23 protein-coding genes are annotated in these 24,561 nt (G+C 61.1%); 14 read left to right on the top strand and 9 right to left on the bottom strand.

What is annotated here, in order from left to right; genetic code table 11:
* Nucleotides 1–27 precede the first annotated feature (27 nt).
* Nucleotides 28–1,389 (top strand): MFS transporter, encoded by a 1,362-nt coding sequence (locus JZ00_RS14990; protein ID WP_039591874.1) that lies wholly within the window; start codon nucleotides 28–30, stop codon nucleotides 1,387–1,389.
* 67 nt (nucleotides 1,390–1,456) lie between these two features.
* Here JZ00_RS14990 and JZ00_RS14985 read toward each other — a convergent pair whose 3' ends face one another.
* From JZ00_RS14985 to flgA, 4 genes are all read right to left on the bottom strand, one after another.
* Complete coding sequence (locus tag JZ00_RS14985; RefSeq protein ID WP_039591875.1) at nucleotides 1,457–2,203, bottom strand: flagellar brake protein; 747 nt, start codon at nucleotides 2,201–2,203, stop codon at nucleotides 1,457–1,459.
* Nucleotides 2,204–2,295: 92 nt separating this feature from the next.
* Nucleotides 2,296–2,763 carry a flagella synthesis protein FlgN gene (locus tag JZ00_RS14980; protein WP_039591876.1) on the bottom strand — a complete coding sequence of 156 codons (468 nt, stop codon included), beginning with the start codon at nucleotides 2,761–2,763 and terminating at the stop codon, nucleotides 2,296–2,298.
* Between the two features lie 48 nt (nucleotides 2,764–2,811).
* Nucleotides 2,812–3,126: a flagellar biosynthesis anti-sigma factor FlgM gene (gene flgM, locus JZ00_RS14975; RefSeq protein ID WP_039591877.1), complete on the bottom strand. Its 315-nt coding sequence runs from the start codon at nucleotides 3,124–3,126 to the stop codon at nucleotides 2,812–2,814.
* Nucleotides 3,127–3,296: 170 nt separating this feature from the next.
* On the bottom strand, nucleotides 3,297–4,061 hold the full coding sequence (gene flgA / locus JZ00_RS14970; protein ID WP_039591878.1) for a flagellar basal body P-ring formation chaperone FlgA: 765 nt from the start codon (nucleotides 4,059–4,061) through the stop codon (nucleotides 3,297–3,299).
* Between the two features lie 77 nt (nucleotides 4,062–4,138).
* Between flgA and JZ00_RS14965 the strand changes: the two genes are divergently transcribed.
* The 6 genes from JZ00_RS14965 (at nucleotide 4,139) to flgE (ending at nucleotide 9,117) form a co-directional block, all read left to right on the top strand.
* Complete coding sequence (locus JZ00_RS14965; RefSeq protein WP_039591879.1) at nucleotides 4,139–5,065, top strand: chemotaxis protein CheV; 927 nt, start codon at nucleotides 4,139–4,141, stop codon at nucleotides 5,063–5,065.
* Nucleotides 5,066–5,119: 54 nt separating this feature from the next.
* The gene (cheR, locus tag JZ00_RS14960; RefSeq protein WP_039591880.1) at nucleotides 5,120–5,947 is read left to right on the top strand and encodes a protein-glutamate O-methyltransferase CheR; all 828 of its coding nucleotides are present in this window, start codon (nucleotides 5,120–5,122) and stop codon (nucleotides 5,945–5,947) included.
* Between the two features lie 250 nt (nucleotides 5,948–6,197).
* On the top strand, nucleotides 6,198–6,605 hold the full coding sequence (flgB, locus tag JZ00_RS14955; protein WP_039591881.1) for a flagellar basal body rod protein FlgB: 408 nt from the start codon (nucleotides 6,198–6,200) through the stop codon (nucleotides 6,603–6,605).
* A 3-nt stretch (nucleotides 6,606–6,608) separates the two neighbouring features.
* Nucleotides 6,609–7,052 carry a flagellar basal body rod protein FlgC gene (flgC, locus tag JZ00_RS14950; protein WP_039591882.1) on the top strand — a complete coding sequence of 148 codons (444 nt, stop codon included), beginning with the start codon at nucleotides 6,609–6,611 and terminating at the stop codon, nucleotides 7,050–7,052.
* A 15-nt stretch (nucleotides 7,053–7,067) separates the two neighbouring features.
* A complete protein-coding gene (gene flgD, locus JZ00_RS14945; protein ID WP_039591883.1) occupies nucleotides 7,068–7,790 on the top strand; it encodes a flagellar hook assembly protein FlgD in 723 nt (240 codons plus the stop codon).
* Between the two features lie 28 nt (nucleotides 7,791–7,818).
* Nucleotides 7,819–9,117 (top strand): flagellar hook protein FlgE, encoded by a 1,299-nt coding sequence (gene flgE / locus JZ00_RS14940; RefSeq protein ID WP_039591884.1) that lies wholly within the window; start codon nucleotides 7,819–7,821, stop codon nucleotides 9,115–9,117.
* A 255-nt stretch (nucleotides 9,118–9,372) separates the two neighbouring features.
* Here flgE and JZ00_RS14935 read toward each other — a convergent pair whose 3' ends face one another.
* Nucleotides 9,373–12,264, bottom strand: coding sequence for a ribonucleoside-diphosphate reductase subunit alpha (locus tag JZ00_RS14935; protein WP_039591885.1), 2,892 nt, complete (start codon nucleotides 12,262–12,264; stop codon nucleotides 9,373–9,375).
* A gap of 760 nt (nucleotides 12,265–13,024) precedes the next feature.
* Between JZ00_RS14935 and JZ00_RS14930 the strand changes: the two genes are divergently transcribed.
* Nucleotides 13,025–13,747: a response regulator gene (locus tag JZ00_RS14930; protein ID WP_039591886.1), complete on the top strand. Its 723-nt coding sequence runs from the start codon at nucleotides 13,025–13,027 to the stop codon at nucleotides 13,745–13,747.
* Nucleotides 13,744–15,354 (top strand): ATP-binding protein, encoded by a 1,611-nt coding sequence (locus JZ00_RS14925; protein ID WP_039591887.1) that lies wholly within the window; start codon nucleotides 13,744–13,746, stop codon nucleotides 15,352–15,354. Before JZ00_RS14930 ends, JZ00_RS14925 begins: the two co-directional genes overlap by 4 nt.
* 19 nt (nucleotides 15,355–15,373) lie before the next feature.
* Here the strand turns inward: JZ00_RS14925 and JZ00_RS14920 are convergent, their stop codons facing one another.
* Nucleotides 15,374–16,108 carry a 4'-phosphopantetheinyl transferase family protein gene (locus tag JZ00_RS14920; protein WP_198725485.1) on the bottom strand — a complete coding sequence of 245 codons (735 nt, stop codon included), beginning with the start codon at nucleotides 16,106–16,108 and terminating at the stop codon, nucleotides 15,374–15,376.
* A gap of 137 nt (nucleotides 16,109–16,245) precedes the next feature.
* The gene (locus tag JZ00_RS14915) at nucleotides 16,246–17,037 is read right to left on the bottom strand and encodes a dienelactone hydrolase family protein (protein WP_039591889.1); all 792 of its coding nucleotides are present in this window, start codon (nucleotides 17,035–17,037) and stop codon (nucleotides 16,246–16,248) included.
* 143 nt (nucleotides 17,038–17,180) lie between these two features.
* Between JZ00_RS14915 and JZ00_RS14910 the strand changes: the two genes are divergently transcribed.
* The 3 genes from JZ00_RS14910 (at nucleotide 17,181) to JZ00_RS14900 (ending at nucleotide 19,894) form a co-directional block, all read left to right on the top strand.
* The gene (locus tag JZ00_RS14910) at nucleotides 17,181–17,780 is read left to right on the top strand and encodes a membrane protein (protein ID WP_039591944.1); all 600 of its coding nucleotides are present in this window, start codon (nucleotides 17,181–17,183) and stop codon (nucleotides 17,778–17,780) included.
* Between the two features lie 93 nt (nucleotides 17,781–17,873).
* A complete protein-coding gene (locus JZ00_RS14905; RefSeq protein WP_039591890.1) occupies nucleotides 17,874–18,551 on the top strand; it encodes a response regulator in 678 nt (225 codons plus the stop codon).
* On the top strand, nucleotides 18,548–19,894 hold the full coding sequence (locus JZ00_RS14900; protein ID WP_039591891.1) for an ATP-binding protein: 1,347 nt from the start codon (nucleotides 18,548–18,550) through the stop codon (nucleotides 19,892–19,894). Before JZ00_RS14905 ends, JZ00_RS14900 begins: the two co-directional genes overlap by 4 nt.
* A gap of 33 nt (nucleotides 19,895–19,927) precedes the next feature.
* Here JZ00_RS14900 and JZ00_RS14895 read toward each other — a convergent pair whose 3' ends face one another.
* The gene (locus tag JZ00_RS14895) at nucleotides 19,928–20,926 is read right to left on the bottom strand and encodes an AraC family transcriptional regulator (protein WP_039591892.1); all 999 of its coding nucleotides are present in this window, start codon (nucleotides 20,924–20,926) and stop codon (nucleotides 19,928–19,930) included.
* Nucleotides 20,927–21,257: 331 nt separating this feature from the next.
* On the opposite strand from JZ00_RS14895, the gene JZ00_RS14890 reads away from it, so the two are divergent.
* Together JZ00_RS14890 and JZ00_RS14885 are read left to right on the top strand one after the other, a co-directional pair.
* A complete protein-coding gene (locus JZ00_RS14890) occupies nucleotides 21,258–22,589 on the top strand; it encodes a dicarboxylate/amino acid:cation symporter (protein ID WP_039591893.1) in 1,332 nt (443 codons plus the stop codon).
* A gap of 169 nt (nucleotides 22,590–22,758) precedes the next feature.
* On the top strand, nucleotides 22,759–23,940 hold the full coding sequence (locus JZ00_RS14885; protein ID WP_039591894.1) for a CaiB/BaiF CoA transferase family protein: 1,182 nt from the start codon (nucleotides 22,759–22,761) through the stop codon (nucleotides 23,938–23,940).
* Between the two features lie 26 nt (nucleotides 23,941–23,966).
* On the opposite strand, the gene JZ00_RS14880 is transcribed toward JZ00_RS14885, so the two are convergent.
* Nucleotides 23,967–24,461, bottom strand: coding sequence for a SprT family zinc-dependent metalloprotease (locus JZ00_RS14880; RefSeq protein WP_039591895.1), 495 nt, complete (start codon nucleotides 24,459–24,461; stop codon nucleotides 23,967–23,969).
* Nucleotides 24,462–24,561 lie beyond the last annotated feature (100 nt).

Below are 24,561 nucleotides of genomic sequence, written 5' to 3'. Positions count from 1 at the left end.
CACCTCAAGGAGCCGCTCGGAACGCCGATGCGCCAAATCTGGAAACCTTTTCGAGCGCTTTATTTCGCCTCGCTGATGATGCTCATCGGCTCGGGCCTCTTGAGTACTTACCTGGCCCTGCGCCTGGCCGCCGACAACGTGGACAGCCTGTGGGTCGGTGCGCTGATGGCCGCGAACTATTTCGGCCTGGTGCTGGGCGGCAAGATCGGCCACCGGCTGATTGCCCGCGTCGGGCATATTCGCGCCTATTCGGCTTGTGCCGGGATTGTCGGCGCGGCGGTCTTGGGCCATGGCCTGGTGGACTGGCTGCCGGCCTGGATCGTGCTGCGGATGATTGTCGGCCTGGGCATGATGTGCCAGTACATGGTCATCGAAAGCTGGCTCAACGAACAGGCCGATGCCAAGCAGCGCGGGGTGGTGTTCAGCGGCTACATGATCGCTTCGTACCTGGGGCTGGTGCTGGGCCAACTGATCCTGGTCATGCATCCGGCCCTGGGGCTGGAATTGCTGATGTTGGTGGCCTTGTGTTTCGCCCTGTGCCTGGTGCCAGTGGCGTTGACCCGGCGGATCCACCCGGCTCCGCTGCATCCGGCCCCCATGGAGCCGCGCTTCTTTATCAAGCGCGTGCCGCAATCGCTGACCACGGTGTTGGGCTCCGGGCTGATCGTTGGCTCTTTCTACGGCCTGGCGCCGCTGTACGCCTCCCAGCAGGGCCTGAGCACCGAGCAGGTCGGCCTGTTCATGGGCAGCTGCATCTTTGCCGGCCTGCTGGTGCAATGGCCGTTGGGCTGGCTGTCGGATCGTTATGATCGAGCCCTGTTGATCCGATGCTTCGCACTGGCCCTGGTGGTGTGTGCATTGCCGCTGGCCATTTTGTCGAAGGTGCCGCTGGAAGTGTTGTTCGTCGCGGGGTTCTGCTGTTCGCTGGTGCAGTTTTGCCTGTACCCATTGGCGGTGGCGTTTTCCAATGACCACGTTGAAGGGGATCGCCGGGTGTCGCTCACCGCGATGCTGCTGGTGACCTACGGCGTTGGCGCGAGTATTGGCCCGTTGGTGGCGGGTGTGCTGATGAAACTGTTCGGCAGCCAGATGCTCTATGGCTTCTTCGCCTTGTTTGCGTTGGTACTGGTGTGGCGGATCCGGCCGAAAGCGGTCACCAATCTGCACCAGGTCGATGACGCTCCTCTGCACCATGTGGCCATGCCGGACAACATGACCAGCTCACCGCTGGTTGCGTGCCTTGATCCGCGGGTCGACGAGCAGGTGGTGCAGGAGCAGATGCAGACGTCGCCCGATCCGGACGTCGAGGCGGAGCCAGAGCTGGAGCCGGTCACCGAAGGCGCCGATGACCAACCGCCTCCCTCCGATTTCACCCAGGCCAGGCCATGAGGCCGGCATAAAAAACGGGCAATCCTTGCAAGGGATTGCCCGTTTTTTTATGTAGCGCGCGCGAAAATCAGAAATCGTCTTTATCGAACCGACGGGCTTCACGCTGCAATTGATACACGAAGCGTTCGACCTGGCGCTGTACCAGGCCGCTGATATTGTGGAAGCGCACGCCAGCGAAGGTGGTGTTGATCCGCTCTTCGAAATGCAGGTAGCGCAGCTCCACCGGTGCAGTCATGTTGCCGAACGGCAGGGCGGCGATGAAGCGTTCGTAAACCTGGCCCAGTTGCAGCCGCTCGGTGATGTCGCCGTCGAAGCGCAGCTTGCAGCCGGTTGCGGAGATATCCAGCAGTTTGCCGTTGACCGGAGACTTGAGCTTGTCACCACCCAATTCCACGTTCACCAGTTGCGCCAGTTTCAATGCGGCCCGGAAGGCGTTGCGACGCTGGTGGTAAACCACTTCTTCAGGCAAGGCGCCGCGATAGCAGCGGCCGTCGCTCGACTCTTGGATGGTCAGCGGGCCGTTGCCTTCCCACGCAATGCGCACGCCGTCATGGAAACCCTCGACGCGAAACGGCTCGCCGGCTAGCAGGAAACGTTCACCGTCCCGAGGAATCATTTCGTCCAGGGCGATGGTGTTGCTGTCGCGATCGACATCCACCAGGTAGCTCTGGAACCGCTGGCTGCGCTCATGAAAGGTGATGATCAGCGGGTCATGGCTGTCTTGCAGCATCCGCAGGTTGCCGGAGATTTCCAGAGGGGTGGTGAGGACCTTGGGCGGCTGCGGAGCATCATCCGCGTTTGAGGCATTGAACACGGTGGGTCAATCTCCAGGCAAAATACGACTACAAAGAGCCAGCATTTTGCCAGCATGTATCGCGCGTTGATAGTGCGCCGGCATCGTTCGCTTCATGCCTGGCTGAGCGGGCGGTGCTTGACCATTTTTGCGGTCGAGCCGCGAGCGTCATAGAGCGTCGGGATTTCGCCGCCGTTGAGAATGCGCAGCTGATTGGCGGTGGCGGCCTGCTGCATCTGGATAGACTGGCCGTTTCGAGCGTTGGCGGCCTGGCATTGGTTGAGCAGGTCGTTGAGCACCGCGCTTTGCGACAACAGCTGATCGCCGATCGGCGATTGGCTGGCCAATTGCTCGAGGCCACTGTTATCGGCGGGCAGGTTGAGGCTGGCGAGAATTTCGCTGCGCTTGCGGCCATGCTGGTCGAGCAAAATGATCAATGCCTGTTTCTGCGCCAGGATATTTTCCAGCAGCGGCATGTCCCGCCCGTGTAATGCCAGGGCTTCGGTCTGCAACAACTCCAGCAATTGTTGCGCTGGAGCGAAGTCGTCGGTGATCAATTGCAGTAAATGAGTGTCGTGCATGGCTGGCCTTGGGTCTTGAGCGTCCAAAAGCCTGGCGTAGGCGGGGGCCTAGCGCTGGGCTTCGAAGTTGAGCAGCTTGCTGGCTACACGGTTGCTGTCGACTTGGTAGCTGCCATCGGCGATTGCTGCTTTCAACGCGGCCACGCGGGCGTTGTCGACGACAGGTTGATCGCGCAGCTTGTCAGTGACCTTCTGCAACTGTTGAGCCTCATTGCTGAGGTGTACCGACTCCCCGTTCTTGACAGTGGCGGCCTGGTCGGCTGGCTTGGATTTGTCGGTTTCGACGGTTTCCTTGCTGGCGCTGGTGCGCGTTGTGCCTGTCACGGGCGAGGAGCTGTTTAAACGATTGAAATCGATGACCATGGTAAAAAACCTCTGGGTATTTGGACGCTTGCCATGTTTTCGGCCATCCCCAAAAAACTTTAGGCTCATTTTTCAAATGAACGAGCGCACGTCTGCGCTTGCCTTGTACAAGGCACAGTCTAGGGAACACCGAGGTCAAGCGCCAGCCTGTCTACCCTCCTTGCGGCCTCTTACATAGCCACTTCTACCTGGCCAGGCGCTATCACCTGGGCCTTGATGACTCGCTGGGAGTTGAGGTTCTTTACCCGAATCTGTTCACGCATGCCGCCGTTGGCCAAGGCCTCGCCGGGCATCCGCACGGCCAGGGTTCCGCTGCGAGCGGTAATGACCACCTGATCGCCCTTGCGAACCACTTCGGCCTGTTCCAGATGCACCTGGGTGATCACTTGGTCGGCGACCATTGGTCGGACAAGTTTCTGACCAATGGCCTCATCTACTGAGGTCAGGAAGCCCTGGCTGATCTGGCTGACGTCGCGTTCACGCAAGACCACGTCCTGCGGCTCGACAATCCCGGCACGCTTGAGCGGACGGGTGGTGGTGACAATTTCCCGATACAGGCGCACTTGAGCAGGCACGAACACGGTCCAGGGCGCTGCGCTGTCGCAACGAACCCTTACCGTGACGCGGCCCAGCGGCCGGGCCGGGCTCTCCAGCGAGGCAGTCAATTCCCTGTCGCACATCGGCATGCGCAGGCGCGGGTCGAGCTGGTTGACTTCGATCTCGTAGCGACCTTCGGTTTGACTGGTTGCCAGGTAGTCTTCTACGGTGAACTCAAGAAAGCCCTGAGTGACGCCGATAAGGAGATCAGGCAAGGTTACCGCAGCAGCACCAAGGGCAGGACCGCCCGACGCGAGCAGGCAGGCAGCCAGCAGTGCACCGAGCCAGTGGCGGCAGTGAGTGGTCAGGCGTCGAGAAAATGTCGTTTGTGCGTTCATGCCGGTTCAATAGCAAGCCCCGTGCCGTTTAGTGATGAATGCGCGACGGATACATTAGCGTGAGTAGGAGTCAGGGCATGGCGGGAGTGATGGATTCGGTAAACCAGCGCACACAGCTGGTCGGTCAGAATCGCCTGGAGCTGTTGTTGTTCCGTCTCGATGGCCAACAGTTGTATGGAATTAACGTGTTCAAGGTCCGCGAAGTGCTGCAATGCCCCAAGCTGACCCTGATGCCCAAATCCAGTCCCGTCGTGTGCGGTGTGGCGAATATCCGGGGAGCGACCATCCCGATTCTCGACCTGGCGATGGCGACCGGTTCCGGCCGGTTGCTCGACCAGAGCAATCCGTTTGTGATCATCACCGAGTACAACACCAAGACCCAGGGGTTCCTGGTGCGGTCGGTGGAGCGCATCGTCAACATGAACTGGGAAGAGATCCATCCACCACCCAAGGGGACCGGCCGCGATCACTACCTGACGGCGGTGACCCGGGTCGATAACCAATTGGTGGAAATCATCGACGTGGAGAAAATCCTCGCCGAAGTGGCGCCGACCCCGGAGACCATCTCCGTTGGCGTGATAGATGCCGAGACCCAGCACAAGGCAGTGTCCTTGCGGGTGCTGACCGTCGACGATTCTTCGGTGGCACGCAAGCAGGTCACGCGTTGTCTGCAAACGGTCGGCGTCGAGGTGATCGCCCTGAATGACGGAAGGCAAGCGCTGGATTACCTGCGCAACCTGGTCGACGAGGGCAAGAAACCGGAAGAGGAGTTCTTGATGATGATCTCCGACATCGAGATGCCGGAGATGGACGGGTATACGCTGACATCGGAGATCCGCAGCGACCCACGCATGCAAAAGCTGCACATCATCTTGCATACTTCGTTGTCCGGGGTGTTCAACCAGGCGATGGTGAAGAAAGTCGGTGCCGACGATTTCCTGGCCAAGTTCCGGCCCGACGACCTGGCTTCCCGGGTCGTCGAACGAATCAAGACAGCAGGCTAAAGGTCGGGCGCGTTGTGCGCCCGGCAAGTCAACACAGTGAAAAGAGGCGGTATCTTGTCTACGGGTAATTTGGATTTCGAACAGTTCCGGGTCTTCCTGGAAAAAGCCTGTGGCATCTTGCTTGGTGAAAACAAGCAGTACCTGGTGTCGAGCCGTCTCAATAAATTGATGGAACAACAGGGCATCAAGTCATTGGGCGAACTGGTCCAGCGTATCCAGGCCCAGCCGCGCAGTGGCTTGCGCGAAATGGTCGTGGACGCCATGACCACCAACGAAACCTTGTGGTTTCGCGACACCTATCCCTTCGAAGTATTGAAGAACAAGGTGTTGCCGGCGGCGATCAAGGCCAGTCCGGGCCAGCGCCTGCGAATCTGGTCGGCGGCCTGTTCGTCGGGGCAGGAGCCTTATTCGCTGTCGATGTCCATCGACGAATTCGAGCGGACCAACATCGGCCAGTTGAAAGGTGGCGTGCAGATCGTCGCCACCGACCTGTCCGGGACCATGCTCAATAACTGCAAGACCGGCGAGTACGACAGCCTGGCCATCGGCCGTGGCCTGTCACCCGATCGCCTGCAGCGTTATTTCGACGCGAAGGGGCCGGGCAAATGGGTGGTCAAGGCGCCGATCAAGAGCCGGGTGGAGTTCCGCTCGTTCAACCTGCTGGACAGCTACGCCAGCCTGGGCAAGTTCGACATCGTGTTCTGCCGCAACGTACTGATCTACTTCTCCGCTGAGGTGAAGAAGGACATCCTGCTGCGTATCCACAGCACCTTGAAGCCGGGTGGCTATCTGTTTCTCGGCGCTTCCGAAGCGCTGAACGGCTTGCCGGATCATTACCAGATGGTCCAGTGCAGCCCGGGAATCATCTACCAGGCCAAGTGATTGGCTTGGGTTGTAAAAAAACGGGAGTCCCAAGGGGCTCCCGTTTTTTTTACAGCACCGTCCACAGTTTGGATCTTATCGCGCCTGAGAAGCGGCAGAAAAGCGGCAGCCAGCGGAAGCCGATTGCCGCTTTTCTGGCATTGCCGCTTTGCCGATCCCCGCAAAGCCCCGGTTTACGGGGCTTTTAAAAGTGGCACGACGCTTGCTAAAGCCTTCGTACGTACATTCTGGTCACCCAAAGGTTTCCGACATGAGCATCAGCTTCGATAAAGCGCTCGGTATCCACGAACAGGCCCTGAGCTTCCGCGCCCAGCGTGCCGAAGTCCTGGCCAACAACATCGCCAACGCCGACACCCCGAACTACAAGGCCCGTGACCTGGATTTTTCCAAGGTGCTCGCCGAGCAGAACGAGAAAACCAAGAACGGCCACTTCGCCTTGAATATGACCAACAGCCGTCATATCGAAGCCGAGGGCGTGGGCAGCGGCGACGAATCCTTGATGTATCGCACGCCGATGCAGCCGTCGATCGACCAGAACACCGTGGACGCTCAACTGGAACAGTCCAACTACGCGGAAAACTCCGTGAACTTCCAGGCCAGCTTCACCCTGCTCAACAGTAAATTCAAAGGGCTGGTATCGGCCCTGCGTGGAGAGTAAGCCATGTCGATCGCGAGCGTTTTCAACATCGCCGGCAGTGCCATGAGTGCCCAGACCACTCGCCTGAACACCGTCGCCAGTAACATTGCCAACGCCGAGACCGTTTCGTCGAGCATCGACCAGACCTATCGCGCCCGCCACCCGGTGTTCGCCACCATGTTCCAGGGCGGCCAGTCCGGCGGCAGCGACTCGCTGTTCCAGGACCAGGACGCGGCGGGGCAGGGCGTACAGGTACTGGGCGTAGTCGAAGACCAGAGCAACCTCGAAGCACGTTATGAGCCAAACCATCCGGCCGCGGACGCCAAGGGTTATGTCTATTACCCGAACGTCAACGTCGTCGAAGAAATGGCCGACATGATTTCCGCCAGTCGTTCGTTCCAGACCAACGTCGAAATGATGAACACCGCCAAAACCATGATGCAGAAGGTCCTGACCCTCGGTCAGTGATAAGGGGCGAGTCACATGAGCGTCACCAACACCACCGGCGGTTTGAGCCTCAACGAGATTCTCGCCAATTCCTCGGTCAAGACCAACACCAAGGCCGATGGCCTGGGCGCGGCAACCAATGCGGCGAGCGGCAACCAGGAATTGGGCAAGGATGCGTTTTTGCAACTGCTCGTTACCCAACTGAAGAATCAGAACCCGCTGGAGCCCCAGGACAACGGTGAGTTCGTTGCCCAGTTGGCGCAGTTCAGCAGCCTGGAAGGCATCACCACGCTCAACGATACCGTCAGCGGCATCGCCGGCAACTACAACTCGTCCCAGGCGTTGCAAGCTTCGTCCCTGGTCGGGCGTTCGGTGATCGCTCCGGGTGACAAGGCCGTGGTCGATACTTCCAAGAGCCTCAACGGCACCGTGGTGGTTCCGGCAGCGGTGTCCTCCCTTACCGTCAAGATCATGGACAAGGATGGCAAGACCGTCCGCACCATCGACCTGGGCAGCCAGAAATCTGGCAACTCCGCCTTCATCTGGGATGGCAAGAACGATGCGGGCACGACCGTCGAGTCGGGCACGTACACCTTCGCGGCCTCGACCACCATCGATGGCCAGGCCACATCGCTGATCACCAACCTGCCGGCCACGGTCAGCAGCGTGACGATCAGCCAGACGGGCGGTGAGCTCATGCTCAACCTGGCCGGGCTGGGCAGCATTGCCCTGTCCAAAGTACAAACTATTGGTATGTAGAGCCGACTAACCGGCAAAAGGAGTCAACATGTCTTTCAACATCGGCCTTAGCGGTCTCTATGCAGCCAACAAACAGCTGGACGTGACCGGCAACAACATCGCCAACGTGGCGACCACCGGTTTCAAATCGTCCCGCGCGGAATTCGAAGACGTCTACTCGGCCACCAAGCTGGGTTCGGGCAGCAAGACCGTCGGCAACGGCGTGCGCCTGGCCAACGTTTCCCAGCAGTTCGGCCAGGGTGACGTGAACAACACCGGCAACGTGCTGGACATGGGCATCCAGGGCCAGGGCTTCTTTGTCCTGAGCAACGACGGTTCCCTGAGCTACACCCGTGCCGGTACGTTCAAGACCGACAAGGAAGGCTACGTCACCAACAGTGACGGCACTGCACGTCTGCAGGGCTATGGCGTGGATGCCAACGGCAAGATCCAGAACGGCATCCTGACCGATCTGCGCATCGATACCTCGAACCTGCCGCCACAAGCCACCAGCCTGGTTTCGTCGACCATCAACCTGAACTCGACGGCAACGCCGATTACCGCCGCGTTCAACCCGGCCGATACCGCTACTTTCACCAAGCAGTTCACCACTCCGATCTACGACACCCAGGGTAACCAGCATTCCATGGACCAGTACATGGTCAAGACGGCCGGCAACACCTGGAACGTCTATACCTTGATCGATGGTCGTAACCTCGATGGCAGCTTGCCGACCACGACCGGTGCGACCGCGCCTGTTCCTTCGACCATGAACTTCGATTCGAGCGGCAGGTTGACCTCGGTCACCACTCCTCCAGCGGGTACCAGCAGTGATTTGGTACTGACCGGCTGGGTTCCGGGCACCGTGACCAACGGCACATGGACCGCCAACGGCGCGGCCAGCGCGCCGAGCATCACAATCTCCATGGGCAACACCACTCAGTTCAACGCCGACACCGCGCGGTCGATCCCGGCCCAGAACGGTTACGCCACTGGCCAGATCACCAACCTGACCATTGATGGCAGCGGTGTGATGCTCGCCAACTTCAGCAACAACCAGACCAAGCCGATCGGCCAGCTCGCCCTCGCCAGCTTCACCAACGAGCAGGGTCTGCAGCCAGTAGGCGGCACCAGCTGGAAAGAAACCTTCGCTTCGGGTATACCAGGCTACGACGCGCCACAAACCGGCACCCTGGGTTCGATCGTCTCCAACTCCCTGGAAGAGTCCAACGTCAACCTGACCAACGAACTGGTCGAGTTGATCAAGGCGCAAAGCAACTACCAGGCAAACGCCAAGACCATCTCCACCCAGAGCACCATCATGCAGACCATCATTCAGATGGCTTGATGCCGATGGTTGCTTGAAGGCTACACAACAAGCCCCTCGAAAGAGGGGCTTTTTTGTGCGCGGCTATTCTGTGTTGCCTGTCTCGACCTCTTCGCGAGCAGGGCGTATGTGTACGCAGGACAAGTGTGTGCGAGCCGGCTCGCGAAAGCGGTAGGTCAGTCAGCACCTTATCCCAGGCAAAAGAAAACCCCCGATAAACCAGTGGCCTATCGGGGGCTTCTTCAGCAGGAGTTTCGCAACACCTACCCGCTCAGCTTATTGGCAAGCTTCGCAATCCGGTTCGTCGATCGCGCAGGCCTTTGGCACTGGCGCCGGTCCGGCTGGAGCAGCCAGGACCGAGTCGTCACCGTGGTTGCCGCCAGCGGAAACCGCGTTCAGCTTGCCGGTGTTGACGGTCGACTTCTCGGTGCTGGTCGCGGCCAGGGCACGGAGGTAGTAGGTGGTCTTCAGGCCACGGTACCAAGCCATGCGGTAGGTCACGTCCAGCTTCTTGCCCGAGGCGCCGGCGATGTACAGGTTCAGCGACTGAGCCTGGTCGATCCACTTCTGGCGACGGCTGGCGGCATCGACAATCCACTTGGTGTCCACTTCGAACGCGGTGGCATAGAGCTCCTTGAGTTCTTGCGGGATGCGCTCGATCTGCTGCACCGAACCGTCGTAGTACTTGAGGTCGTTGATCATGACCGAGTCCCACAGGCCGCGGGCCTTGAGGTCGCGAACCAGGTACGGGTTGATCACGGTGAATTCGCCCGACAGGTTCGATTTCACGTACAGGTTCTGGTAGGTCGGTTCGATCGACTGCGACACGCCGGTGATGTTGGCGATGGTGGCGGTCGGTGCGATGGCCATGATGTTCGAGTTACGGATGCCTTTCTGCACACGGGCGCGAACCGGTGCCCAGTCCAGGGTTTCCTTCAGGTCGACGTCGATGTACTTCTCGCCGCGCTGGGCAATCAGGATCTGTTGCGAGTCCAGCGGCAGGACGCCCTTGGACCACAGCGAACCCTGGAACGTCTCGTACGAACCGCGCTCGTCGGCCAGGTCGCAGGAAGCCTGGATCGCGTAGTAGCTGACCGCTTCCATGGACTTGTCGGCGAACTCGACCGCAGCGTCCGAACCGTACGGGATGTGCTGCAGGTACAAAGCGTCCTGGAAGCCCATGATGCCCAGGCCGACCGGACGGTGCTTGAAGTTCGAGTTCTTCGCTTGCGGCACCGAGTAGTAGTTGATGTCGATCACGTTGTCGAGCATGCGCACGGCGGTGTTCACGGTGCGTTGCAGCTTGGCGGTGTCCAGCTTGCCATCGACGATGTGGTTCGGCAGGTTGATCGAGCCGAGGTTGCAGACCGCGATCTCATCCTTGTTGGTGTTCAGGGTGATCTCGGTGCACAGGTTCGAACTGTGGACCACGCCCACGTGCTGCTGCGGGCTGCGCAGGTTGCACGGGTCCTTGAAGGTCAGCCATGGGTGGCCGGTTTCGAACAGCATCGAGAGCATCTTGCGCCACAGGTCTTTGGCCTGGACGACTTTGAACAGCTTGATCTTGTTGTACTCGGTCAGGGCTTCGTAGTACTCGTAGCGCTCTTCGAAGGCCTTGCCGGTCAGGTCGTGCAGGTCCGGCACTTCGGATGGCGAGAACAGGGTCCACTTGCCGTCATCGAAGACGCGCTTCATGAACAGGTCGGGGATCCAGTTGGCGGTGTTCATGTCGTGGGTACGACGACGGTCATCACCGGTGTTCTTGCGCAGCTCGATGAACTCTTCGATGTCCATGTGCCAGGTTTCCAGGTAGGCGCAGACCGCGCCCTTGCGCTTGCCGCCCTGGTTGACCGCGACGGCGGTGTCGTTGACCACTTTGAGGAACGGCACGACGCCCTGGGATTTGCCGTTGGTGCCCTTGATGTACGAGCCCAATGCGCGAACCGGGGTCCAGTCGTTGCCCAGGCCACCGGCGAATTTCGATAGCATGGCGTTGTCGTGGATGGCGCCGTAGATGCCCGACAGGTCATCCGGAACGGTGGTCAGGTAGCAGCTCGACAGCTGCGGACGCAGGGTGCCGGCGTTGAACAAGGTTGGGGTCGAGGCCATGTAGTCGAAGGACGACAACAGGTTGTAGAACTCGATCGCACGGTCTTCGCGCTGCTTCTCTTCGATCGCCAGGCCCATGGCCACGCGCATGAAGAAGATCTGCGGCAGTTCGAAGCGCACGCCATCCTTGTGGATGAAATAACGGTCGTAGAGGGTTTGCAGGCCCAGGTAGGTGAACTGCTGGTCGCGCTCGTGGTTGATCGCCTTGCCGAGTTTTTCCAGGTCGAATTCGGCCAGGACAGGGTTCAGCAATTCGTACTCGATACCCTTGGCGACGTAGGCCGGCAGGGCCTTGGCGTAGAGGTCGGCCATTTCGTGGTGGGTCGCGCTCTCGGCGACTTCCAGGAAGCTCAGGCCTTCGGCGCGCAGGGTGTCCATCAGCAGGCGTGCGGTCACGAACGAGTAGTTCGGCTCGCGTTCCACCAGGGTCCGCGCGGTCATCACCAGTGCGGTGTTGACGTCCTTCAGGGCGACGCCGTCATAGAGGTTCTTCAGGGTTTCGCGCTGGATCAGGTCGCCATCGACTTCTTCCAGGCCTTCGCAGGCCTCGGTGACGATGGTGTTCAGGCGGCCCATGTCCAGCGGCGCCAGGCTGCCGTCGGCGCGTGCGATGCGGATCGAAGGGTGGGCCTGGACCGGTGCGTCGGCAGGGGAACGGGTAGCACGTTCCTTGGCGCGGGAGTCACGGTAGATCACGTAGTCGCGAGCTACTTTCTGCTCGCCGGCACGCATCAGGGCCAGTTCGACCTGGTCCTGGATTTCTTCGATGTGGATGGTGCCGCCCGACGGCATGCGACGCTTGAAGGTCGCGGTGACCTGTTCGGTCAGGCGGGCGACGGTGTCGTGGATTCGCGACGAGGCGGCAGCGGTGCCGCCCTCAACTGCGAGGAACGCTTTGGTGATGGCGACGGTAATCTTGTCATCGGTGTAGGGAACGACAGTGCCGTTACGCTTGATCACGCGCAGTTGACCCGGCGCGGTGGCGGACAGATCCGGGCTCGAATCGGCGGCCAGCGGCGCGGTGCCCTGCGGGTTCTCGCGAGTTGTGTCGGTGTGCATGGGTGTCTCCACGTTCTCTATGTTTATTTGGGCACCATCACGGTGCCCACCGTTCCGTCCTGAAGCACTACAACCGACTGGCGCCGGGTATAACAACTTCGGGACAGTAGGACGCGGGCCTGTGGCGTCGCGTCCATCCGAAGTTCTTGGGTCGCGAGCCTGGGCTCTAGACCGGGTTTGCTAAGGTGGCAGCAAAGGACTGCAACACCCGTACCGTTCCGGTCGTTTTCGACCTGGGAAACGGTTGCCATCCGCAGGGGCGGTTCTGGACTTGGAAAACTGCGGTGTTGCAGGAGGACAGAGGCAAGAAAAGCGCTTGAATTCTCTATCCGACTTGTGTTTGGTTTTTGGCCTGAAACCCTACATGTAGGGTTTTTTACGCGGCGGGCTACAAGATAATGCGTTTTTGGACATGAATCAACGTGCTGCCTGTGGATAAGCCTGTGCGTAATTTGTGTGCGAAACGTGGAACTGCTCTGTAGGCCGCGACCTAGCTGGAGCGAGCCTTTTTTCAACGATTTTGACGACTCGAAAACAGCCCGGAGTTTTTTGCGGGCGCGGACGTTACCACACAAATCCAGCCCGACCGAACGCATTTGTCCGCTTGTTTTCTACGCAGGTCGCGTTTATACAATCGGCCGGTGCGTGGGCGTGTTTATCCTCCTTTAAGATGACAAAAAAACGGGAGGATGCAGATTTCCAAGCGGGCACGGGATAGTGCTGATCCTTCTTTTATATTCACAGCAAGACGAGGCCCCCCGTGGAACAAGAAGCCTGGCAGATTTTGATCGTCGAGGATGACCAGCGTCTGGCCGAGCTGACCCGCGAGTACCTGGAGAGCAATGGCCTGCACGTCGCCATCGAAGGCAACGGCGCGGTGGCGGCGCAACGGATCATCGACGAGCAGCCGGACCTGGTCATCCTCGACCTGATGCTGCCTGGCGAAGACGGCCTGAGCATTTGCCGCAAGGTGCGCGAACGCTTCAACGGACCGATCCTGATGCTGACGGCGCGTACCGATGACACCGACCAGATCCAGGGCCTGGACCTTGGGGCCGATGACTACGTCTGCAAGCCGGTGCGCCCACGCCTGTTGCTGGCGCGCATCCAGGCCCTGTTGCGGCGCAGTGAGCCGGAACCGTCGGTGCCGCAGAGACCGCGGCGCCTGGAATTCGGCCCGCTGGTGGTGGACGACGCCTTGCGTGAAGCCTGGTTGCAGGGCAACGGTATCGAACTGACCAGCGCCGAATTCGACCTGTTGTGGCTGCTGGTGTCCAATGCCGGGCGCATCCTGTCCCGGGAAGAAATCTTCACCGCCCTGCGCGGCATCGGCTACGACGGCCAGGATCGCTCCATCGACGTGCGCATCTCGCGCATCCGCCCCAAGATCGGCGATGACCCCGACCATCCACGACTGATCAAGACCATTCGCAGCAAAGGCTACCTGTTCGTGCCTGAAGCTTGCGTAGACGCCGCTCCGTGAACTCGATCTTCCTGCGGATCTATGGCGGCATGTGCGCGGCGCTGGTGTTGGTCGCGGTACTTGGCGTGCTGGCGCTGCACCAGCTTAATCAGACGCGCGCCGAGCAGTACCGCGAGCGCCTGGCCCACGGGACGTTTTCCTTGATGGCCGATAATTTGCGGCCAATGAATGACACCGAGCGCCGTCGAGCGTTGGCGGTGTGGGCGCGCCTGCTGGGCATTCCGCTGGAACTGCAGGTGCTCAGCCAGGGCGACCTCGACCTGGGCCAGCGCACCCGAGTATTGCGCGGGCAGGTCCTGGTGGAGCAGACCGGCCCCCACGCGGCCAAGGTCTATCGGTTGGTCAGCGATGGCGAGCAATTGACATTGGTAGGCGAAGTTCGCCAGATCAGCGAGCAATTGGCCCGGGCGACAATCTATTTGCTGGCCGACGAGCTGGTGCGCTACCCCGTGGCCGAGCAGCCCGAGCGGCTTGCGCAACTCAAACAGGAAAAGGGCTTCGGTTTCGACCTGCGCCTGATGACCGTCGACCAGGCGGACATGGATGAAGACCAGCGTCGGCGGGTGTCCGAGGGCGACACGGTGATGGCGCTGGGCAAGGGTGGCGACTCGATCCGGGTATTCGCCGGGATGGTCGGCACGCCGTGGGTCCTGGAGATCGGCCCGTTGTACCAGATGAATCCTTATCCGCCCGAATGGCTGGTGCTGATCGCGGCGCTGGGCTTGAGCCTGATCGGCTTGATCGTCTACTTGCTGGTGCGTCAGTTGGAGCGACGCTTGCGCGGCCTGGAATCAGCCGCCACCCAGATCGCCCAGGGCAGCCTGGAAACCCGCGTGCCGGCCCGGGGCGCCGATTCGGTGGGGCGTCTGGCCGCTGCGTTCAATGGCATGGCCGAGCACTTGCAGCAATTGTTGGCGATCCAGCGGGAGTTGGTGCGCGCGGTGTCCCACGAATTGCGCACGCCAGTGGCGCGCCTGCGCTTCGGCCTGGAAATGCTCGGCAGCGCCAGCACGCCCGAGGCCCGCGATAAATACCTGGCCGGCATGGACCACGACATCGAAGATCTGGATCGCCTGGTAGACGAGATGCTGACGTATGCGCGCCTGGAGCAAGGCTCGCCGGCGTTGAATTTCCAGCGGGTGGATCTGGATGCGCTGGTCAATCAGGTCATAGAAGAATTGGGGCCTTTGCGCGCCGGGATCACGGTGGAGCGTGGCCTGTGCCTGTCCGCCGCCGATTGCGACGGCGCCTGGGTCGAGGCCGAGCCGCGTTTCCTGCATCGCGCCCTGCAGAATCTGGTGGGCAATGCCATGCGCCATGCCAGATCCCGGGTCACCGTGAGTTACCAGGTCGGCCAACTGCGCTGCCGGGTCGATGTCGAGGATGACGGGCCGGGTGTGCCGGAGGCCGCGTGGGAACGGGTATTCAAGCCGTTCCTGCGCCTGGACGACAGCCGGGCGCGAGCGTCGGGCGGCCACGGACTGGGGCTGTCGATCGTGCGGCGGATCATCCACTGGCACGATGGCCGCGCGCTGATCAACAGAAGCAAAAGCCTGGGCGGGGCATGTTTCAGCTTGAGTTGGCCGAGGCATCAGGATCGGTCTTGAAAGGTGCGGCGCTCCAGATCTACGCGTCTCGGGCCTCGATCCCTACCAGGCTCAGCAACTGCCCATCCTTGAGCCCAAACTGCCCTTGCAACTCGCTGCCATGACGCCACTCGGGCGACAGGTCGGTCAGGAGCCGCAGGCGCACTTGCCCGTCGTGGGACCACTCCAGCACTTCGGCATGCTCGAAATAGAAACGCTGCCCGACAATCGGGTACAGCGCCTTGAACAGGCTTTCCTTGACTGAGAAGGTCAACGTTACCAGCAGCGCCCGGTCGTCGCGCGCAACCGTCGCCATGCGTAGCAGTTCAGCGGGAGTGAGGATCTCACCCGCCAGTCGCTCGGCGCGCTCGGGGTCGAGCAGGTTTTCCAGGTCCATGCCCAGCCCTTGCCAGCGTCTTTTTTGCGCAACGATGGCCGCCGCCCGGCCGGTACTGTGGGTGATCGAACCGCTGACATGGGCAGGCCACACCGGGGCGCGGTCCTCGCCGATGGCGGGAACACACGCCATGCCGTCAAGCCGATGCAAGGCCGCCCGGGCGCAGATTCGCCCGGCGAGGAATTCCGCCTGGCGCTTGGCAACCGAGCGTTGGATGCTCGCCGGCGGTTCGATGGCGCTGTCCGGGAAATCAGTCGCGACGAGCAGCAGCGGATCGAAGCGAGTACTGAGCAGCACTGTATCGGACAGGGCGTCGGGCAGCAGCCAATGATTGTCCAGAGGCGAGCAGCAGGCGGGCAGGGCGGGGATCGGGTTCATGCCGGGCATTTTGCCGGGTTGGCTGGAGGCTGGGTAGTGGGCCTAGCCTGGTGAATAGAAGAGCGGTTGGTTTTTGTGGCGAGGGAGCAAGGTCCCTCGCCACCAAAACATCATTTTTTCAGCTGAATGAAGTGTTCTCAGCCAAAAATCTTCTTGAAGAACTTCTGCATATCCGCCCACGATTTCTCATCGGCTTCCTTGTTGTAGCCAATGTCTGGCCCGCCATGCTCGCCGTGGCTCAGGCGATCGGCGTCGGGGTTGCTGAAACCGTGCTTGGCGCCGTCGAGGCTGACGAACTCATACTTGGCGCCGGCCTTGTCCATCTCGCTCTTGAAAGCGGTCACGTTGTCTTCGGTGACCATGCTGTCCAGCGCGCCGTGCTCCACCAGGATCTTGGCCTTGACGCTTCCCGGGGTGGCTGGCGTGTTGGTGACCAGGGCACCGTGGAAACTCACCACGCCGGCCAGCGGGACACCTTGGCGCGCGGCGTCCAACACCACCTTGCCGCCGAAGCAATAGCCGATGGCGGCGAGTTTGTCCGGATCGGTCTGGGGTTGTTTCTTCAAGAGGTCCAGCCCGGCCTGGAAGCGCGCGCTGGCCGCCTTGCCGTCCTTGAGCGCTGCCTGCATGAAGGCCAGGGCGTCCTTGGGATGCTCGGTGTTCTTGCCGTCGCCGTACATGTCGATGGCCAGGGCACTGTAGCCCAGGCCGGCAAGGTCACGGGCGCGACGCTTGGCGTAATCGTTCAGCCCCCACCATTCATGCACCACCACCACGCCCGGGCGCGGGCCCTTGATCGCATCGTCGTAGGCGTAATAGCCGACCAGCTTCGTGCCGTCGGCGCTGGTGTAGGGAATCTCCTGGGTCTGGATGGCGGCGTGGCTTGCGCCAGTCAAGGCCAGAAGTACAACAGCAAGCAACCTGCGCATGATCGATCTCCTTAAAAAAGTGGTGCACACAGACTAGCCGATTCGTTCAGCCCAGGTTCAGAGAACGTTCAAGAGGGGTTCAGGGAGCAATGGCTATCGTGGCGGCGACTTCACACAACCATCGCTTCAAAAGGAACCTGATCATGACCCATATGAAAACACTGCTGTTGGCCTTCACCGTGTTGGGTGCCAGCGCCATGGCCCACGCCGATGACAACTTCGCCAGCCTGACCCTCGGCCAGACCAGCGACAAGGTCAAGAAGTCCAGCGCCCTGAACCAGAACCTGAACAACCCGAACGCCGACGGCGTGATCGGCAAGGACACCACCTATGGCCTGCGCCTCGGCCGGCAGAACGATCAAGGTCGCTACTACGCCACCTATGACAACGTGTCGGGCAGTCACAACGGCATCAAGTTGCGCCAGGAAAACCTGCTGGGCAGCTATGACGTGTTCTATCCAGTCACCAGCAGCACCAAACTGTTCGGGGGTGGGACGGCGGGCCTGACCAAATTGACCCAGGACTCGCCAGGTTTCAGCCGCGACACCGATATCGGCTACGCGGTGGGCTTGCAAGGCGGCGTCCTGCAACAAATTTCGCAAAACACCTCGGTGGAACTGGGGTACCGTTACCTGCGCAGCAATGCCAGCACTGAAATGAGCCCGCACAATGGCGCCAAGGTCGGCTCGCTGGACCTGACCAGCAGCGCCCAGACCTACCTGTCGGCGAACTACACGTTCTAGCTGGCAGGAGATGGAAACGTGCAGCCGGGTCGGCCCAAGACGATCCGGCGCCTTGTCTGACATGGCTGTTCTGAATCGCCTGGGAGAGGCCCCATGAAACTATTGGTTGTCGAAGACGAAGCGCTGTTGCGTCATCACCTGCAAACCCGTCTCACCGACAGCGGGCATGTGGTGCAGGCCGTGGCCAATGCCGAAGAAGCCTTGTACCAGGTCCGCGAATTCAATCATGACCTGGCGGTGATCGACCTGGGCCTGCCGGGCATCAGCGGCCTGGAACTGATTCGCCGCCTGCGCTCACAGGACAAGTCCTTCCCGATCCTGATCCTGACCGCCCGCGGCAATTGGCAGGACAAGGTCGAAGGCCTTGCCGCCGGGGCCGACGACTACCTGGTCAAGCCTTTCCAGTTCGAAGAGCTGGAGGCGCGGCTCAACGCCCTGCTGCGTCGCTCCAGCGGTTTCACCCAGTCGACCATCGTCGCCGGTCCGTTGCAGTTGGACCTCAACCGCAAGCAGGCGTCCCTCGACGAAGAGCCGCTGGCGCTGACGGCCTACGAGTACCGCATCCTGGAATACCTGATGCGCCATCACCAGCAAGTGGTTGCCAAGGACCGCTTGATGGAACAGCTGTACCCGGATGACGACGAGCGCGATCCCAATGTCATCGAAGTACTGGTCGGACGCCTGCGCCGCAAACTCGAAGCCCCGGCCGGCTTCAAGCCGATCGACACCGTGCGGGGCCTGGGTTACCTGTTCAACGAGCGCTGCCAGTGATCCGTTCGCTTCGACTGCGCTTGATGCTGGCCGCCATGACCCTGGCGGTGCTGTTCATGCTGGCGTTGTTGCCGGCGATGCAAGGGGCGTTCAGCCTGGCCTTGCAGGAATCCATCGAGCAGCGCCTGGCCTCGGATGTGACCACGCTGATATCCGCCGCCCGGGTGGAAAACAATCGACTGAAGATGCCGGCGCAGTTGCCGGACGAGCGATACAACCTCGCCGACGCGCGCCTGCTGGGCTACATCTATGACCGGGAGGGACGGTTGGTCTGGCGGTCGAAGGCGACCCAGGAAGAGCGCATCAATTACTCGCCGCGTTATGACGGGCAGGGCAACCAGTTCGCTCGTATCCGCGAGGACAACGGCCAGGAATTCTTCGTCTATGACGTCGAGGTCAAGCTGCTGGGCGGCCAGAGCGCGGCGTTCAGTATCGTTACCCTGCAGCCGGTGCGCGATTATGAAATCACCTTGCAAGGGCTGCGGGACAATCTTTACCTGGGGTTTGGCGCTGCCCTGTTGGTATTGCTGGCGCTGTTGTGGATCGGCCTGACCTGGGGCTTGCGCGCCTTGCGACGCCTGAGCCAGGAGTTGGATGAAATCGAAGCCGGCACCCGCGAAAGCCTCAGCACCGCCCACCCCCGCGAGCTGTTGCGCCTGACCGGCTCCCTCAACCGCCTGCTGCACAGCGAGCGCGAGCAGCGCAGCCGTTATCGAGACTCCCTCGATGACCTGGCCCACAGCTTGAAAACCCCCCTGGCGGTACTGCAAGGCGTCAGCGAAGACATGGCCCGGCGGCCGCAGGATCGTGGTCAGGCTTGGGTGCTGCAAACCCAGATCGAACGCATGAGCCAGCAGATCGGCTATCAGTTGCAGCGCGCCAGCCTGCGTAAAAGCGGCCTGGTGCGCCACCAGGTGCCCCTGCGCCCGGTCCTGCAAAGCCTGTGCGACACCCTCGACAAGGTCTATCGGGACAAACGCGTGCAGGTCGAATTCGATTTGCCGGAGCATTGCCAGGTGCCAATCGAACAAGGCGCGCTGCTGGAAATGCTCGGCAACCTCTTGGAGAACGCCTACCGGCTATGCCTGGGGGAAGTCCGGGTCAGCCTGCAGGAGGTCCTCGGCGGTACGGAACTGAGCGTCGAGGACGATGGACCGGGCGTGCCGCCGGACCAGCGTGCGCGGATTCTCCAGCGAGGCGAAAGGCTGGATCGCCAGCATCCGGGGCAGGGGATCGGGTTGGCGGTGGTCAAGGACATCATCGAAAGCTACGGCGCGCGGTTGACCCTGGGGGATTCGGAATTGGGCGGGGCGGCGTTCCGGATTCATTTTCCGGTGGTTTGATTGGAATATTCTCGGTGTGTTCGAGGGAACCGCTCAGTTTTCCTGCTCCCGATAAGCCCCGGGCGTCAACCCCGTCCACTTCTTGAACGCCCGATGAAACGCCGATGGCTCGGAGAACCCCAACTGCTCGGCAATCTGCTGCAACGACAGGTCTGCGCGCCCCAAATGGTAGATGGCGATATCCCGCCGCAACTGATCCTTGAGCTCCTGGAAGCTGGTGCCTTCTTCGCGAAGATGCCGGCGCAGCGTCTGGGCGCTGGTATGCAGATGCGCGGCGACGGTGTCCAGGTCGGGCCAGCGCGCCGTGTCGCGGCTGAGCAGGCGACGCAGTTGGCTGGTCAGGCTGTGGCCGTCGTCCGGGCGCGACAGCAGGTCGGCGGGGGAGCGTTCGAGGAAATACTTCAGGGTTCGCTCGTCCTGCAGCAACGGCATTTCCAAGTAGCGGCCATGGAACAACACGCTGCTGCGGGGGGCTTCGAATACCAGTGGGCAGGGGAACAGTAGGTCGTATTCCGCGCCATGGCTGGGCCTGGCATAGCTGAAGGTCGCCTGTTCAAGGCCGATCCGCTGGCCGATCAGCCAACTGCCGAGGCGATGCCAGATGACCAGCAGGCTTTCAGCCAGGAAGTGATCGGGGTCGCGCAGCGTCGACTCGTCCAGGCTTAACCGTACCCGGTCGCCTTCGGTTTCCAGCGTCAGGCTCGGCGCATCGGGAAACAGGCTGTAGAACAACAAGCCCCGCTGCAGGGCTTTGCCCAGGGTCCGACAGTGAATCAACGTGTGACACATCATGGCAAACGTCCCGGGTTTACTCGGTGCCTGGCCAAATCCCAGGAACTCGTCGCCCAGATCCGCCCATAGCGCTTGCAACAGGCGGGCGAACTGTTCCGGGGCGATCCGCGCTCGCGGTTCATCGAGCAGTTCCGGGCTGATGCCCAATCGTTGCAGCAAGGGAAGGTAGTCAAACCCTTCCCGGCGCGCCCCGCCCAGGGCTGCGCGGGCGAAGTGGCTGGCAATGGTGCGTTGGCGCATGGCTCAAATCCGTCCGTTAAGCGGGCGATGGTAGCAGGGCGTCCGAGCCGGGCAAGGCGGATATCCGCCAAATCCAGGAGTGAGAAACCGCGTCTTGGCGGATATCCGCCATCCTTCGCCACTTGTTTAATCGACGATGAATAAACAAAAGCGTGATGCGACGCGGGTTGTAGGGCATTTCTGAAAAATGGCACGGGCCTTGCGATGCCCTGTGCAGGTCTGCCGCGTGCAGCCGACAAAACAAATCCCTCCAGTGCAGGAGGGTTCGCAATTGAGGTGTCGTGGACAACAGGTGGATGTTGTCACACGGGACTCTTGAGGAAAGTTTGCCATGACGACTCGTCAGCCCCTGTACAAATCCCTGTATTTCCAGGTGATCGTAGCCATTGCCATCGGCATTTTGCTCGGCCACTTCTACCCGCAGACCGGCGTTGCCCTCAAGCCGTTCGGTGACGGGTTCATCAAATTGATCAAAATGGTCATCGCCCCGATCATTTTCTGTACCGTCGTCAGCGGCATCGGCGGCATGCAGAACATGAAGTCGGTGGGCAAGACCGGCGGCTATGCGCTGCTGTACTTCGAAATCGTTTCCACCATCGCCCTGCTGATCGGCCTGGTCGTGGTCAACGTCGTGCAACCGGGCGCCGGCATGCACATCGACGTGTCGACCCTGGACACCAGCAAGATCGCCGGTTTCATCAGTGCCAGTAAAGACCAGAGCATCATCGCCTTCATCCTCAACGTGATCCCGAACACCATCGTGGGTGCGTTCGCCAACGGCGACATCCTGCAAGTGCTGATGTTCTCGGTGCTCTTCGGTTTCGCCCTGCATCGCCTGGGTTCGTACGGCAAACCGGTGCTGGATTTCATCGACCGTTTCGCCCACGTGATGTTCATCATCATCAACATGATCATGAAGCTGGCCCCGATCGGTGCGTTCGGTGCCATGGCCTTTACCATCGGCGCCTACGGTGTCGGTTCGCTGGTGCAACTGGGCCAGCTGATGATCTGTTTCTACATCACTTGCGTAGTGTTCGTGCTGGTGGTGCTGGGCGCCATCTGCCGCGCCCATGGCTTCAGCGTGGTCAAGCTGATTCGCTACATCCGTGAAGAGCTGCTGATCGTGCTGGGTACTTCTTCTTCTGAATCGGCGCTGCCACGCATGCTGATCAAGATGGAGCGCCTGGGCGCCAAGAAGTCCGTGGTGGGCCTGGTCATCCCGACTGGCTACTCGTTCAACCTCGACGGTACTTCGATCTACCTGACCATGGCCGCGGTGTTCATCGCCCAGGCCACCGACACCCCGATGGACCTGACTCACCAGATCACCCTGTTGCTGGTACTGCTGCTGTCGTCCAAGGGGGCCGCCGGCGTAACCGGTAGCGGCTTCATCGTGCTGGCGGCCACGCTGTCGGCCGTGGGCACCTTGCCGGTTGCCGGCCTGGCGTTGATCCTGGGTATCGACCGCTTCATGTCCGAAGCCCGCGCCCTGACCAACCTGGTGGGTAATGCCGTCGCCACGATCGTGGTTGCCAAGTGGGTCAAGGAGCTGGACGAAGACCAGTTGCAGACCGAACTGGCTTCCGGTGGTCGCGGTATCTCCGACGTGCGCGAAGACGACGACGCGGTTGCCGCGCCAGAAAGCGCTCTGCCAACCAAGTAAGCTTCAGCCTGCAATAAAAAACCCGCTTCGGCGGGTTTTTTAGTGGGCGCAATCTGGATGAAGAGGCTTCGCCATGAGCGGATTTGTCAGCCCGAACGACCCCCCTGGTGATTGCTCCGTCGCCAGCCGCTGCCTAGGCTTGGATGCATATCAAGGCGGAGATCTTTCCATGCAAGGTCCACTGGCATCGCTCAAGGTACTGGATTTTTCGACCCTGCTGCCGGGGCCGTTCGCCTCGCTGTTGCTGGCGGACATGGGGGCCGAGGTGCTGCGGGTCGAATCGCCAGACCGTCCGGATCTGCTGCGGATCCTGCCGCCCCATGACCAGGGCGTCTCAGCCAGCCATGCGTATCTCAACCGCAACAAGCGCAGCCTGGCCCTGGACCTCAAGCAACCAGAGGCGCTGGAAATCATCAGGCAGCTACTGAACGACCATGACATCGTCCTGGAACAGTTCCGCCCCGGCGTGATGGAGCGGTTGGGCTTGGGCTATGAAGCCTTGAAGGCGATCAATCCGAGGCTGATTTATGTCTCGATTACCGGCTACGGCCAGACCGGTCCCTACAAGGCGCGCGCCGGCCACGATATCAATTACCTGGCCCTGGCGGGTTTGGCGAGCCACACCGGCCGTGCCGGCAGCGGCCCGTTGCCGCTGGGGATCCAGGCGGCGGACATCGCTGGCGGTTCATTGCACGGGGTGATCGGGCTGTTGGCGGCGGTGATCGCCCGTCAGCAGACTGGGTTGGGCCAGCACCTGGATGTGAGCATGACCGACTGCGCATTCAGCCTCAACGCACTGGCCGGCGCCGGTTACCTGGCTTGCGGTATGACGCCTGGGTGGGAAAACCATGTGCTCAACGGCGGCAGCTTCTATGACTATTACCGCAGCCGTGATGGTCGGTGGATGGCGGTGGGCAGCCTGGAGCCGGCGTTCATGCAGGCGCTCTGCGCGGCGTTTGGGCGACCGGAGCTGGCGGGCCAGGGGCTTTCGCCCAAGCCTGAACAGCAACACGCCCTCAAGCTGGCTCTGCAAGCCGAGTTCGAAAAACATGATTTTGCCGAGTTGTGCAGCATGTTTGCCGGAATTGATGCCTGCGTCGAGCCGGTGCTGGGGCTGGACGAGGCGCTTGAGCATCCCCAGTTGAAGGCTCGGGAATTGGTCACGCAAGTGCCCCGTGGCGATGGCTCGCGACAGCCGCAGATCGCCTGCCCATTGAAGTTTTCCGAAGGGCTGCCCGAGCCGCGGCATATCGGCGCGAGCTTGGGGGCGCATACGGACCAGGTGTTGGGGGAATTGGGGTTCACTGATGAGCGGATTGCCCAGTTGCGCGATGGCAATGTGATTTTGTAGGGCCAGCCCAGACATCCAAAAGCCTGCTATTCAACCCTGGTCTCCCCGCTGAACACCAACGTATTGCGGCAACTGCGGCACAAATATCGCCGCCCCTGGCGCACCAGGCGATGGCGTTGCGCCGTGAACGGGAAATCGCTGCCGTCGCAAGGGCATCTATAGATATAGCGGGTCGCGGTGCGGCGCTGGATCTCGTAGGTGTGGCAACGGTTGGGCGGCAGCTCGTAGACCCCGCGCATGATCAGTTGCCATTCTTCACCATGGGCCTGGATGCGGTCGCCGAACAGTTGGTGGGCGATCAGGTGCGCGACCTCGTGGGCTACCGTCTGCTTGAGGAAGTCCTCGGCGTTTTCCTGGTACAGCTGTGGATTGAAGCGCAGCAGGTTTTCGTGAAGGTGCGCGACACCGGCCTTCTGGCCACGCAACTTGAGGCTGACCACCGGGCGTTTGAAAGGACGTTTGAAAAAGGATTCGGCTTGTTGGTAACACTCTTCGACGCGGGTATTGAGTTGCTCGAGCATGCTTTACGGGTCTCCAGAAACGCGAGTATGCCGCAAGCGCTGGCCGTTGCGAATCGTCGAGGCGCCCAGTGGTCGCCTCGACGGGTCCAGGCACAGAGGA

It is taken from the genome of Pseudomonas frederiksbergensis, from assembly GCF_000802155.2.
Classification (GTDB): Bacteria; Pseudomonadota; Gammaproteobacteria; order Pseudomonadales; family Pseudomonadaceae; genus Aquipseudomonas; species Aquipseudomonas frederiksbergensis_A.
The sequence above is the reverse complement of the archived record's forward strand: the minus strand, read 5'-3'. Positions and strand labels throughout refer to the sequence as shown.